General features: G+C 73.6%; 4 protein-coding genes, 10 pseudogenes and 1 riboswitch. Of the genes and pseudogenes, 10 read left to right on the top strand and 4 right to left on the bottom strand.

The genetic code is table 11. The annotated features are described in order from the left end of the window. Nucleotides 1–64: 64 nt before the first annotated feature. The 3 pseudogenes from UK94_RS70840 to UK94_RS70830 all read left to right on the top strand — a co-directional run. A pseudogene (locus UK94_RS70840) lies at nucleotides 65–617 on the top strand (lipase); the annotation flags it as partial. 65 nt (nucleotides 618–682) lie between these two features. Further along, a pseudogene (locus tag UK94_RS70835) lies at nucleotides 683–914 on the top strand (lipase); the annotation flags it as partial. A 1-nt stretch (nucleotide 915) separates the two neighbouring features. Next, a pseudogene (locus tag UK94_RS70830) lies at nucleotides 916–1,190 on the top strand (lipase); the annotation flags it as partial. Nucleotides 1,191–1,529: 339 nt separating this feature from the next. Here the strand turns inward: UK94_RS70830 and UK94_RS70825 are convergent. After that, the gene (locus tag UK94_RS70825) at nucleotides 1,530–2,009 is read right to left on the bottom strand and encodes a hypothetical protein (protein WP_235490703.1); all 480 of its coding nucleotides are present in this window, start codon (nucleotides 2,007–2,009) and stop codon (nucleotides 1,530–1,532) included. A gap of 135 nt (nucleotides 2,010–2,144) precedes the next feature. Continuing rightward, nucleotides 2,145–2,384 (bottom strand): annotated as a pseudogene (locus UK94_RS70820) (hypothetical protein); the annotation flags it as partial. Between the two features lie 683 nt (nucleotides 2,385–3,067). On the opposite strand from UK94_RS70820, the pseudogene UK94_RS76660 reads away from it, so the two are divergent. The 3 genes and pseudogenes from UK94_RS76660 to UK94_RS30100 form a co-directional block, all read left to right on the top strand. After that, nucleotides 3,068–4,379: pseudogene (locus UK94_RS76660) on the top strand (peptide deformylase); the annotation flags it as partial. 1 nt (nucleotide 4,380) lies between these two features. Continuing rightward, on the top strand, nucleotides 4,381–4,720 hold a 340-nt coding region (locus UK94_RS70810), incomplete at its 5' end, for a peptide deformylase (RefSeq protein WP_235490701.1). Nucleotides 4,721–5,229: 509 nt separating this feature from the next. Then, nucleotides 5,230–5,405, top strand: a riboswitch (cyclic di-AMP (ydaO/yuaA leader). Between the two features lie 2 nt (nucleotides 5,406–5,407). Then, nucleotides 5,408–5,754, top strand: a pseudogene (locus UK94_RS30100) (transglycosylase family protein); the annotation flags it as partial. A 236-nt stretch (nucleotides 5,755–5,990) separates the two neighbouring features. On the opposite strand, the gene UK94_RS30095 reads toward UK94_RS30100, so the two are convergent. Together UK94_RS30095 and rlmB are read right to left on the bottom strand one after the other, a co-directional pair. Next, a complete protein-coding gene (locus tag UK94_RS30095) occupies nucleotides 5,991–8,174 on the bottom strand; it encodes a hypothetical protein (protein WP_055752500.1) in 2,184 nt (727 codons plus the stop codon). Nucleotides 8,175–8,364: 190 nt separating this feature from the next. After that, a complete protein-coding gene (rlmB, locus tag UK94_RS30090; protein ID WP_011607558.1) occupies nucleotides 8,365–9,411 on the bottom strand; it encodes a 23S rRNA (guanosine(2251)-2'-O)-methyltransferase RlmB in 1,047 nt (348 codons plus the stop codon). A 990-nt stretch (nucleotides 9,412–10,401) separates the two neighbouring features. Between rlmB and UK94_RS30085 the strand changes: the two are divergent. From UK94_RS30085 to UK94_RS70790, 4 pseudogenes are all read left to right on the top strand, one after another. Further along, nucleotides 10,402–11,204: pseudogene (locus UK94_RS30085) on the top strand (protein phosphatase 2C domain-containing protein); the annotation flags it as partial. A 64-nt stretch (nucleotides 11,205–11,268) separates the two neighbouring features. Continuing rightward, a pseudogene (locus UK94_RS70800) lies at nucleotides 11,269–11,842 on the top strand (vWA domain-containing protein); the annotation flags it as partial. A 1-nt stretch (nucleotide 11,843) separates the two neighbouring features. Continuing rightward, nucleotides 11,844–12,037 (top strand): annotated as a pseudogene (locus UK94_RS70795) (hypothetical protein); the annotation flags it as partial. Between the two features lie 123 nt (nucleotides 12,038–12,160). Then, nucleotides 12,161–12,621: pseudogene (locus tag UK94_RS70790) on the top strand (hypothetical protein); the annotation flags it as partial. Nucleotides 12,622–13,157 lie beyond the last annotated feature (536 nt).

Raw genomic sequence — 13,157 nt, 5'->3', positions numbered from 1 at the left:
AGCGGAGCATTCCCGGTGGCGGCCGGCCGCGGCCGCCGAACACCCACAGGGAAAGGGGCGTCGCATGCCTCGCGGACGCTGGTTCGGTCTGGCGGCGGTGGTTCTCGTCGCGGTGACGGCCGCGTGTTCCACCAGCGAGGGCTCGGCCGGCGCGCAGGCCCGCTCCGCGGCGCTCGCTCGAGAGGTGGCGGGCCCCGTGGGCCCGCCGGACGCCGCACGCCTGCCGCTGCTGTTCGTGCACGGCAGCCTCGGCTCGGGGGACCAGTTCGAGTCGCAGGCGCAGCGCTTCACCAGCAACGGATATCCGGCCGACCGAATAGCCGCCTTCGACTACGACGGATCGGTCTCGGACATTCCGTTGGACAAGATCTTTCCACAGCTTGACGCGAAGATCCAGGACCTGCTCCGGGCGACGGGGGCGAAGAAGGTCGATCTGGTCGGGCAGGCGGAGGGCGCCGGAATCACCGAGCGGTACCTGGCAAGCTCCGCATCGCGGGCGAACCGGGTCGCGCATCTGATCAGCGTGGAGGGCTCCCTCGCGAGCGGACCGCCCAGGGGGGTGCCGATGCTCGCCATCTGGGGCATCGGGGATCCCACCCGACGGGTGCCCGGGGCGANCAACGTCCGTTTCCCCGACCAGGAACGCACCCGCCTGCTGACCTCGACGGGCACCTTTCGGGAGATGTTCCGCTTCCTCACCGGGACCGAACCGTTCACCACCGACGTCGTCGCGGAGAAGGGTCAGATCGAAATCTCCGGCCGCGTGCTGCTCTATCCCGCGAACACCGGGGTCGGACGGGCCCGCCTGGAGGTCTACCGACTCGATCCGAAGACGGGCAGGCGCCTGCCGAAGGGGCTCGGGGGCCTTTTCACCCTGACCGACGACGGATCCTGGGGCCCGTTGCGGGCGGACGNCACCACCCCCTACGAGTTCGCCGTCGTCCGGTCCGGGGAACCCGTCCACCATTTCTACTACCAGCCCTTCCGCCGCACCGATCGACTCGTCCGCCTCCTGACCAGCCGGCCGGGCGAGGAGGTCGGCGGTGGTATGAAGACCGACCCGAAACAGACCGATCTCGTCGTGAGCCGCGCCCTGGAATGGTGGGGGGACCAGGGCCGGAACAGCGACATCCTCACCGTCGACGGGACGAACGTCCTGAGCTCGGCGGTGGCCCCGCGGTCCAAACTGGNCCTCGCCGTGTACCTGTTCGATCGCGATGCCGACGGTGTCTCCGACGTCATGGTTCCGATCCCCGACTATTTCGGGATCGGCTTCATCACCGGCGCCGATCTGCACATCCCGGCGGGCGACCGCTCGGTCGAGGTCGTGGTCACCCCTCGCGGGCAGGCCGCGCACCGGGCGGTGCTGCGGGTACCCGCCTGGCCATCCGACACCGACCGCGTCACGCTGCACTTCCGCGACGACAACTGACCACGCGCGGACGACCGCCGACCACGCGACGACAACCCACTACGCGCGACGAAGCGCACTACGACAACGCACTGCGCCAGGGCACTACGCCAGGGCACTACGCCAGGGCACGCCGAATGCCGTCCGCGGCGGCCGCGTACCCGGCCCGGAACGCCTCCCGCTCGCCCGCGGTCATCCAGCGTGCCTCCAGCAGTCCCGCCGGCTCGGCGCCGAGCGCGGTCTCGACGACCGTCGGCGGCCGGGCCGGCGACGCCTCGCCGCCGGGCGCCCGGCCGTACACGAGCACCACGTCGACGTCGCCGTAGGCAGCGGTGAAGACCAGGCCGGCCGGCAGCCGGCCGACGGCACGGAACGCCTCCGCCGAATCGGACCCCGCGCCCAGCGCGACCGCCCAGCGGTCCGATCCCCAGGGGGTGACGGAGACTCGCCGGGCCTCCGCCCGGTTCACCACCGGCCGAGCGGCGGTCGCGTTCTGCGCTCCGGCCGGCCCCGTCCCCGCCTGGCCGGCGGGGGGTTGGGGTGGCGCCGCCGATCCGGGGGGTCCGGCCGGATCGGCGGCGGATTGGTGACCCTGCATGGGCAGGGCAGGGTCACCTGTCCACGGCCGCCGGTCGGCGGGGCCGGCCGGCTCGCTCGGGCCGGCACCGGTCGGCGGCTGCCTGGGAGGAACGGGGGGCGACGGCGTCGACGAGGGTGCTGGCCTGGCCGGGGNGGGAGCGGGCCGGGTCGGAGGTGGCACCGCGACGACGGCGGACTGCCGTTCGTGGACGAAAAAGCGCACCGGCGCCACCTCGTACTCCGGCCAGCCCTGCTCCGCCGCGAAGTCGTCCGCCGCCGACGGGGACACGAAGGTGATCACCACATCGGCGACCTGCCGGTCACCGCCGGGCGCGAACCGGACGACGCCGTAGACGATCGCAGTTCGATCATGATCTCTCCTCGGCTCCGTCACGATTGGCACCGCCCTTCCGGACCCACACCTCCTGCGCCACATTCCCTGTGCCGCCGCCGTCGCGGCCCGGCCGACCGGGCCGGTGGCCGCCACCGACGCTGGTGGCGGCCACCAGGGTCGGTGGCCGTCGGTCCGCCCCTCCCCTCCGGGCCGGCGATGACCCACCGGCCGCCGGATGCGCCGGCCCCGCCCGGCGGAGGTCGCGGCTCGACGCGGGGCGGGGCCGGCCTGCATCCAGGGTGGCCCGAGCGGGCGTGGCCGGGAAACGTCAGTCAGGCATGCTCTTCTCGTATGGGCTCGACGAGCCCCGGCCGACCCAGCCCGGGCCGGACCGGGCCGGGCTGGACCACGGCCGCATCCGCACCGCTGCGTGCCCCCGCACCAGCGGCGCATGGACAACCGCGCAGCCTCCCCCAGCCGGGGCAGGAGCGCATGACCCGGTCGGATGAGACCGAGGCAGTCAGCTGGTCGCCTACCAGATCCGTCGCGGCGCCGCCCGCTCATCCGGGCCGGCCGGATGTCGGATCCACGACAACCTCGCGATCACCGCAAGCGCCGGCAACCTATGCCGGTTTGGCATAGCGTCGTCATCCTGACGTCTCAGCCGCAGCCCGGCGCATCGGACTTTCCGCCGTCCCGGCCGGGCGATCGACGCAGGTCGAAGCCCGACGGAAGGCCGGTCGATGTCCTACGAAGCCGGTCCCTACCGGGTCTCCCGCACCCTGCTCGCCCGATCCGACTTCCGGACCGCATGCGAGACCCGGGACTTCCGGACGGCCTTCCGGCTGATGAAGAAGTACGACGGTGCGAGCCAGAACCGCATCGCGTCCCCGGTCGAGGGTCTCAGCCAGAGCCGCGTCAGCCGGATCATGCAGGGCGAGGACCACATCGCCCGCCTCTCCCTGATCGAGCGCATCGCCGATGCGCTGCGAATACCGGGTGCCTATTTCCAGCTCGCCGCGCGCCCGTGGGAGGCGGCGGACGAGGCGGGTGACGTCGACTCCCGTCCGCCGGCAGCCCGGCCGGCGGAGCCCGGTGGCCGGGTGTCCCCCCCGCCACCGGGCTCGTCGGCGGCGATCACGGCGGCCGAGCCGGTCGGGGCCTCCCGAGGTACCCGGGCCGGCCCGGACCCGGGTGGGCTCGTCGTCGAGGAGGATCGCGCCGAGCTGCGGTACGAGGACGGCATGTACGTCGCCCATCAGCGCCGGCTCGTGCTCAACACCGGCGTCGAACCGGTGACCCGCTACCTGATGCGCATCTCCGTCGACCGCTTTCCCGGAGATCAGGAACGCGCCGCCCGGCTCTACCGCAGCAATCCGCTGCGCTGGGAGGAACTGCAGCTCAGCGCGCACTGCGGCGACGAGCGCATGTCCTGGCAGGTCAAGACCGACTGGGATGCGCTGAAGGAGGTCTGGCTGCTGTTCGAGAACAATCGTGGCCGATTCCCCCTCTACCCGGGCGAATCAGCCTGGATCGAGTACAGCTACCGGGTCGGCGAGGAGAAGTGGGGCCCGTGGTTCCAGCGGGCCGTCCGGGTACCGACCAGCTTCCTGTCGGTCGTGCTGGACTTCCCCGCCGAGGTCGATCCCGTGGTCTGGGGCATGGAGACGTCGATGACCGCGGACGCCTTCCCGTTCCGCACGGCGATCGCCCGCACGGATGATGCCAAGAGGCGCGTTTTCACCTGGTCCACGAACAATCCTCCGCTGCACGCCAGATATCGCCTGGAATGGAACTTCCGGGCGGTCGCGTCGAGCCGGGATCCCGCCGACCGAACCGTGGCCCGGCCCAGCGGGCAGATGGCCGCGGCGGGCATCGTCCAGGTCGGCGATCCCTCCCTGCACCAGCCGGCTCGGTCGTTCGAGCTGCCCGTCGAGGCCGAGGACGCCCGCCGCGTCGTCGCCGAGCTCTCCTCGGCCATGGAGCGGGTGTCCGCTCTGCACACGTTCGGGAAGGGGATGGGCATCGCCGCGCCCCAGATCGGGATCAACCGAGNGGCGGCCATCGTGCGGTCCGCGGACGGCGACATCCTCACCCTGCTCAACCCGCGCGTCATCGAGTCCGTCCCCGAGAGCGACGAGCAGTACGAGGGGTGCCTGAGCTTCTTCGACGTCCGCGGCATCGTCCCGCGGTCCCTGGAGCTGCACGTGGAGCACACCGACACCTCGGGCCGCCGCCACATCACGGTGTACCGGCAGGGCCTCGCCCGCCTGGTCGCCCACGAGATCGATCACCTGCACGGGCGCCTCTACACCGACCGGATGCGCCCCGGGGTCGTCCCCATCCCGGTCGAGCAGTACCGCGGCACCGGCTCGTCCTGGACCTACAACCCCTGAGCTCCGCCACCACCCGACCGGTCGGTCTCGCCCCGTCCGACCGCGCCGCCCGACCGCGCCGCCCGACCGCGCCGTCCGGCCGAGCCCCGGTCACCGACATCACCGGGCCGCCCGACCGACACATCCCCTTTCGACAGGACTACTCGCGGCGTGCCGTATAGTTCGGAAAAGCGCGGAAGAGCCGCTCCGCGCGAGGGCGGCGGTGGAATTTTTCTCGACTCCGTTAACGGCTGCGCCGACGCGGGTAGAGAACGCCCCCGGCCACGCCCGGGAGAGAACCGGCCACGGACCGCGAAGGGTTTGTGGTCAGCGTGGCCGACCAACCGCAATCCAGGCATTCCGCGGGGCCACGAAGGCCGTTAGAATCGGGCGCGCACGCGGGCGCGAAACCGCAGAACCGAGATCATTCAAAGACGATAGAACGCACTGTGGCTATCGTCACGTACCCTTGATTTCCCGGGGTCACGCTCAGCTATGTTCGTCACCATGCCGTCAACTGATGGCAGACGTCGGGTGGCACGCCGAACCCTGCCCCCACCCGATGAGAATCAAACCTGCGGCAGGGACGGGGGAACCAATTCCGGGCGCCGAAGCCGGGCGTCCTAGGGGTGAAGCCGAGAACCGCGGCCGGGCATTCCCAGCCCGAACCCGACAGCTCACCTCGCAGGCGTGGGGAAGGGCAACTCAATGTCCAACGCTCGTTCGCTCGGTCGGGGCCTCAACCGGATCAAGCTCGGCACCCGGGCCGCAGTCATCGCCACCACTCTCGCCGCCTCCGTCGGCGGCGGCCTCGCGCTGTCCCAGCCGGCCAGCGCGGGGACCAACGCCGACCACTTCCTGCGCGCCGTGATCCCCTGCGAATCCGGCGGTAACCCGCACGCGGTCAACTCCATCGGAGCTGGCGGCCTGTTCCAGTTCCTGCCCAGCACCTGGCACGGTCTGGGCGGCCGTGGTCTGCCCCAGAACGCCAGCGTCGGGGAGCAGTGGCAGCGCGCGCGGCAGCTCTACGCGCAGGCCGGCACCAGCCCCTGGTANGCGTCGAAGCCCTGCTGGGGTCACCGGATCTGAGGCCCCGACACACCGCGCCGACATCCGCACTCGGCCGACTCTGATCCGCACATGATCGATCGGATCGTGCTCGACAGATCGTGAGCCGTGGCCGGCGCGAGGCGACGCGACCCAGCACGGGTCAGGAGCCCCGTCCCCCGAGCGGGGGCGGGGCTCCGTCACCACCCGAACCAGCCACCAGCCAGCAGCCACCGGCCACCAGCTATGGCCGCCGCCCGAGCGGCACCTTCGCGGGCGGCCAGCGCAGCTCCATGCAGAGCTGCCCGTCGTCGACGTCGACGATCATGTCGATGGCCCGACCCGACGGCGCCGGCGGCAACTGGCCCGCCGGCCAGGAACACGACAGAAACAGGCTGGCCGTACGTGCCTGCGCAGTGACGGTGAGCAGGACCCGGCGGCTCGGCATCACCCGCAGCGCATGGTGCACCTGCTCGACGAACTCGCCGCGCACCGAGGCGGGAAGCTGGTCGAGACCACCGGAGATCTGGCTGGACACGACCGTGCCGTGCCGTTCGGCGGCATCGATGGCCTCCCCGAGCGCGCTGTGCACGGCGTCGTCGTCGAACAGCAGCCGCCGCACGGCGACCGCCCGCCGGGCACATTCCGAGCGCACGGCGTCGGCCTGCGGATCGAGCCGGCCCGCCGCGACGCCGGCCAGCAACGGCGCCACGTCCCGTTCGACGGCCCGCAGCAGCACGCTGCGACGCTCGCGCACCCGGTCCCGGTTCTCGGCGCGTCGGACCAGTTCTCGCTCGCAGTGACCGGCCCAGGCGCGGACATCGGCCGTGCTCCACAGCAACGGACCGACCATGACCAGGCAGATCTGCATGATCCACAGGTAGTAGAGCTGCATGAGCAGGTGGGACAGCGCGAACGGGTCCCGTGGGTTGGTCAGCAGGCTCACCGCGATCATGGCGGCGCCCACGGTGACCGAAGCGAGCACCCAGCGCCACACCGGGCGGGACACCGTCACCAGCATCACCAACGGCGGCAGGCTGACGAGCGGCCAGGCCATCATCCGCACCTCGCCGGCCTCGCCGGCGTTCCACCCGCCCCCCACCGCGATCCCCAGGCAGAGCAGCACCACGGCGGCCGCCTGGGCCGGCGTCAGCGGCCCGGACCGGAAGCGCCGCCGGGCCACAGCGACCGCCGCGAGCGGCGCGAGCAGCAACGCGAGCGCCAGCGGGATCGAACGGACATGGGGCAGGGCACGGCCGGCGGGCAGAACCAGCAGGATCAGCCAGAGTGCGGCGAACCGGCCGGTCACGTGGCGTAGCTGCGCGGTGTAGAGGGCGCGCAGCAAGCCGGCCGCGGGCGCCACCCTGGCCCAGGGGTCCGCACGCCCGGCTCCGCGGTGTGCCTCGCCCGCCGACTCGGATCCGACCGGCACATCGCCGACCGGCACGTCGCCGGCCAGCAGGTCGCCGGCCAGCCCGGACTCGATCAGCACGTCGCCGGCCGGCCCGCAGTCGATGGGCAGGCAGCCGGCCGCGCCCTCGTCGGACGTCGGTCCGCGTGCCGCCGCGAGGATTCCACCGGCCGCCGGCAGGCATCCCGGCGCGGCCCGGGACGGTAGCTCGCGCTCATCGACCAACTCGTCGAGGGCCGTCGCACCGTCGGCGCAGCGGCGGCGAGTGAGATACCCGTCGGCGCCGCCGCCCCAGGCTATGCCGGTGAGGGTGTTGAGCACCGCGTTGTGGATCGTCAGCTCATGCTCCCGCCGCTCGCGCAGCAGGGTGAGCACATCCTGCTCGCCGGCGCGCCGCTCGGCCACCTCGGCCAGCCGAGACTGCGCTCCACCCGCGAGCGCGCGCACCTGCGGCCGGACGTACCGGACGAGCAGGGCCGTGCAGACAATCGCAGCCAGCGGCATCGGAGATGGCGGCCCGGTGCCGGCCGCCCCGGCCACGAAGGCGCCGGCCGTCAGCACCGTCACGGCCAGGGACGGACCGGCGGGGAAGGTCCAGGCGGCCACCGCCGTCGCGTGCGTCGCCGCGAGCAGCACGAACGAGGCCGAGTCACCGACCGATTCCGGCGGCAGCCACAGGCGCGCCCCCGCGGCCAGGACGAGCGCGGCGACCACGTTGCCGGCCGCCAGCACCCACCCGATGCCGCGACGCAGCGCGACCAGGGCGAACGTCAGCGACCAGCCGGCGGCCAGCGCCGCGACCAGCAGGCCGAGCGGATGGCCCGCGTACCAGTGGTGCCAGAGCAGCACGAACCCGAGGCCGAAGAGCGCCCCGTACAGCCGCACCGCCGCGAAGACCGCCGCCAGCACGAGCCGAAGCGCGACGGTGGGCAGCAGGGTCAGCCGTGGTTGCGGTTCGGGCAGGAGCAAACGCGGCAGCGCGAACAGCCGCGCCGACGGTCTCCGCCTGCCCCGCACCGTCGTCCGTTCCCCCGAGATGGCCCGACGCCCAAGTAGGGCATGAGGCTACAAGGGCGCCGAGACAGGCTCAGCGTTCCGCCGCGCAAGACTCGGCTGAGTCACCTTTTCGCCGCCGGCCGCCAGGAAGGCCGCCGCCACCCGGCGGCCCCCATGGCCGGGCGGCCGCCGCCCGGGCCTGCCGGAGTGGTCAGGTGCGGCGGCGGCGGGCGATCTCGGCCAGCGCGATGCCGGCGGCGACCCCGGCGTTGAGAGACTCGACCGCGCCGGCCATCGGGATGCGGACCGTCACGTCGCAGCGTTGCTCGACGAGCCGGGACAGCCCACGGCCCTCGGACCCGATCACCAGGACGACTGGATCGGTGGCCATCTCGAGCTCGTCGATCGTCGTGTCGGCGTCCGCGGCCAGCCCGACGACGAACAGGCCGGCCTCGGCGTAGGACACGAGGGTCCTGGCGAGGTTGGTGGCCCGGGCGACCGGCAGCCGGGCGGCGGCACCCGCCGACGTCTTCCAGGCGGCGGCGGTGATCCCGGCGGCCCGGCGCTCGGGCACCAGGACGCCGTGGGCGCCGAAGGCCGCCGCAGAGCGGACCACGGCACCGAGATTGCGGGGATCGGTGACGCCGTCGAGCGCGACCACCAGACCGGGAGCCGCGGCGCGCGCCCGGGCGAGCAGGTCGTCGGGATGGGTGTAGCGGAACGGCGGGACCGCCAGGGCGAGTCCCTGATGCGGCGCCGTGCCGCACATGCGGTCGAGGTCCGGGCGAGCGACGTCGACCACCGCGATCCCCGCCCGGGCGGCGAGGCGGCGGGCATCGGCGAGCCGCTCGTCGAAGTCCAGCCCACCGGCGACGTAGAGGTTCGACGCCGGCACGCCGGCCCGCAGCGCCTCGACCACCGCGTTGCGGCCCACGACCAGCTCGTCGGCCTCGGAGCGGCGCGTGCGCGGCCCCCCCTGCCCGGACTGGGTGGCGTCGTCGGCACCGGAGCGGCCGGCGGTGGCCCGCCCCCGCTCCCCGCCCTGCGCGGTCCTGGCCGCGGCGGCCGCCCGGCGCTGCGCGGGATGGCCGGGACGCAGGTGGGCGGGCGGCGTCGCGCCCCGGCCCTCCAGAGCCTTGCGGCCCTGGCCACCGCTGCCGGCACCGGCTCCCTTGCGATGCGAACCCGCCTTGCCGGCCCGGCCGCCCTGCCCGCCCCGGGCGATCCCGCCGCCACCCCGGCGCGCGGCGCCGGCCATCAGTGCCACCGACCGGCGTGCGCCGTGGAAATGACCATGTGACCACGGTATACGGCCGGCGTCGGGGACGCGGCCGGCGCCGGACGCGGTCGGGGCGGGCCGCGACCGGCCGGTTGCGGCCCGCCCCGCCGACCGGCCAGGGGTCCCCGGTCGGGGGTCTGGCGGGCCCGAACCCGGCCGCCTGCCGCGACATGGTCGTTCGGGCCTGCCCGGCGCCCTATCCTGAGGCGGCAGTCCCACGCCGGTGACCTGGGTGGTCCCGGCCGCCCTCGGCCAGGTCAGGAGGGTCCGGTGCGCGTTGTTCGCCGCGCGTCATCACGCAGTCGCGGACCGCGGCTGGGGCGCGTGCCGTGCTGAGCTCTGGCGGGGTGCGGGCCGAGGACGGGCCGGGACCGGCCGGCATGGCCGACGCTCCGGCACCGGCATGGCCGCCGTCGCCGACCCTCGCCCCTTACGCTCTCCTGAGGTTGCGCGCCGACGGAGGGGGACGCACCGGGACCTGGCCCGCCCCTGGCGATCTGCGTCATCGACGGGCCCCGGGGGAACCTGGGAGAATACGTCCCCATGAATCCACGATGACCAGCTCGACGCGTGTGACCAGTTCGTCCGGTCGCCGGCCGTGCGCCTCCGGCGTCGCGGAGNGACGGCGGCGAGCTCCGATGACCGGACCAGCAGGGGCAGGAGGCACCCAGCACATGGCTCTGCGCACACCGCCCGCACGCGAACGTTCCTTCCCGGCGGAATGACGGTGGACCTCAACCCGCACGACGACGCCCCCACGGTGGCCTACCAGCTCACCGGCAGCGGGGCCTTCGACCCCGACGACGACCTGGGCCGTTGCCCGGTGTGCGCGGCGCCGGTGTATTCGGACGACCACTACTGCGAGGTCTGCGGGCATCCNCTGGAGGGCCCGGATCCGGCGCACGGGGACGCCGACCACAGCGAGGTCGACCTCGGCGAGCTGGCCGGGGTGTGCGACCGGGGCGTGCNCCACACGACCAACGAGGACGCGATGGGGCTCGCCGTCGTCTACGGCACGCTCATCGCGGTGGTGTGCGACGGGGTCTCGACCACGCCCGGCTCCGGCCAGGCCTCCGCCGCCGCGGCGGCCACCGCGATGGCGGTGCTCGCTGACGCGGTGCGGGCCCACGGGCCCGGTCACCCCGTCCACCACGACACCCGGCCGCCCCGCGGCGGCAGCGCGGCCGACGACATGCTGGACATCCTGGAGCCGGCGTACCCGGAGTACGACGAGCCGCGCACGGCGCCGCGGGCGATCGTCGGGGGCTTCTCCCCGGAGGACGCCGAGGCCGCGCTGCACGCGGCCGTCGATGCGGCGCAGGCCACGATCGCCCAGCTCAGCGCCGCCGAGGGGCGGATGGCCCCGTCGTGCACCTTCGCCGCCGCCATCGTCACCCCGCCGACGCCCGACGGCCCCGGCATGGTCACCGTCGGCTGGGTCGGCGACAGCCGCGTCTACCTGCTCGGACCGCGCTGGTGCGAGCGGCTGACCTCGGACGACACCTGGGCCGCCGAGGCCGCCAGGGCGGGTCTCATCCCCGCCAACGAGGCCGAGACCCATCGGCGCGCGCACACGTTGACCCGCTGGCTCGGCGGCGACGTCGAGGACGTGGCCCCGCACACGGAGATCTTCCCGATCGAGGCGCCGGCCACGGTGCTGGTGTGCTCCGACGGGCTGTGGAACTACGCCTCCCGCCCGGACGTCATGGCCTCGCTGGTCAACCAGCTCCCGCCGCGCTGCACGGCGATCGACGTCGCCCGCCACCTCGTCGNCTTCGCCATCGACGCCGGCGGCCACGACAACATCACCGTGGTCGCCGCCAGGGTGGATCACTGATGGGCGTCTTCTCCGCGGAGGTCTACCAGAACGAGTACCTTCCGCCCGGTGGGACGGACGTGCACGCCGTCGTCACCGTGACGTCGACCGGCCGGCCCGACGGCCCGGGCGGCCTCGCCGGCGAGGCCGCCCCGCCCGGCCTCCCACCGCACGGCTCCGTGTCGGCCCACGGCTGCCCGCCGCCGGCCGGATCGCGGCGCCCGGAACTCGCCGAGGTCCTCCTGCTCGACTGTTCGGGCTCGATGGCGAACCCGCCGGCGAAGATCGCCCAGGCGCGCCACGCGGCGAGTGCGGCCATCGACTGCCTGCCCGACGGCGTGTGGTTCGCGATCGTGCGCGGCACCGGCGCCGCCAGCATGATCTACCCGGACGCCCCGTACCTGGTGGCCGCCTCGACCGTCACCCGGGAGCGGGCCCGCCTCGCGGTGAGCCAGATGGAGCCGCACGGCGGTACCGCCATCGGCCGATGGCTGGACCTGGCGCGGGCGCTGACGGCAACCCGGCCGCGGGCCATCGCGCACGCGCTGCTGCTCACCGACGGCCAGAACGGTGAGCTGGCGACGGACCTGGCAGNGGCCGTCGCCGCGGCCCGCGGCCGGTTCCAGTGCGACTGCCGGGGCATCGGCACCGACTGGCGCGTCGCCGAGCTGCGGCTGATCGCGGCGAACCTGCTGGGCACCGTCGACGCGATCGCCGGCCCGGACGAGCTCGTCGCGGACTTCACCAGCGTGATCGCGACCGCCACCAGCCGCGCGACCGACCGAGTGGNGCTGCGGGTGTGGACCCCGCGGGGCGCCGAGGTGGGGTTTCTGCGCGAGGTCTCCCCGATGTTGNGCGACCTACAGGCCGAGAGGACCACATCCGACGATCACAGCGTCGACTACGCTACCNGCGCGTGGGGAACGGAGTCGCGCGATTACCACCTGAACATCCGGGTGCCCGCCCGGCCGGTCGGGACCGAGGCGCTGGCCGCGCGGGTCAGCCTCGTCGTCGACGGCCGGGAAACGGCGCAGGCGCTGGTGAGAGCGTTGTGGACGGACGACGAGACCCGTTCCACCCGGGTCAGCGCGGTCGTCGCCCACTACACCGGACAGACCGAGCTGGCGGCCTCGGTGCTGCGTGGGCTGGAGGCGCGTCAGTCCGGCGACGAGGCCACTGCAACACTGTTGCTCGGACGCGGGGCCCAGCTGGCGCTCGCCTCCGGCAACGAAGACACCTACCGCCTCCTACAGAAGGTGGTTCACATCGACAATGCCACAACAGGTACGGTTCGGTTGAAGAAGAACGTCGAGAAGATCGATGAGATGGTCCTTGACACACGGTCGACGAGGACCCTCCGGGTGAACCGGTGATCAGGTGAGGGCACGTTGCCCTNCGGGGCACCTGTCTCACGACCCGACTACTGCGATCGGTGCGGAATTGGGATCATGAGTGGTCAGGAGAGGTACGAATACCGTCCGGACGACGGCGGTCGGTCTCCCTACGGGACGGACGAGCCCGGCGGCCAGCGTCGGCGTGGCCCGTCGCAGGCGGACGGCCCGGACGCGGCGGGGGGGNACGACCCGCTGGGCATCCGGCGCTCGCCGGCGGACCAGTCCAACGTGGCGGATCCGCCGCGCGGCGGCGACCCGTACGGCGGCTACGGCCGCGACGGCTACGCCGACCAGCCACGCGGCGGTCGCGGCTACCAGGCCGACCCGTACGACGAGCCGGGCGGGTACGACCGTGATCCCTACGCCCGACGGCGCGACGAGCGGCCGGGTGCCGACGACCGGGCCGACCGCGGACGCGATCCCTACGGACGCGACGAACGCGCCCCCGCCGGCTACCCCGACGCCGACCGCGACCCCTACGGCCGCGCCCCCGACGACCGGGCCGACCGCGGACG

Source organism: Frankia sp. AvcI1 (genome assembly GCF_001420875.1).
GTDB lineage: Bacteria > Actinomycetota > Actinomycetes > Frankiales > Frankiaceae > Frankia > Frankia alni.
This window is presented reverse-complemented; position numbering and strand designations above follow the sequence as displayed.

What these genes read in the sequence shown, in the direction of transcription:
- UK94_RS70825 (WP_235490703.1), bottom strand. Translation starts at nt 2,009, where the DNA reads ATGCAGGGTCACCAATCCGCCGCCGATCCGGCCGGACCCCCCGGATCG.
- rlmB (WP_011607558.1), bottom strand. Translation starts at nt 9,411, where the DNA reads ATGGCCGGCGCCGCGCGCCGGGGTGGCGGCGGGATCGCCCGGGGCGGG.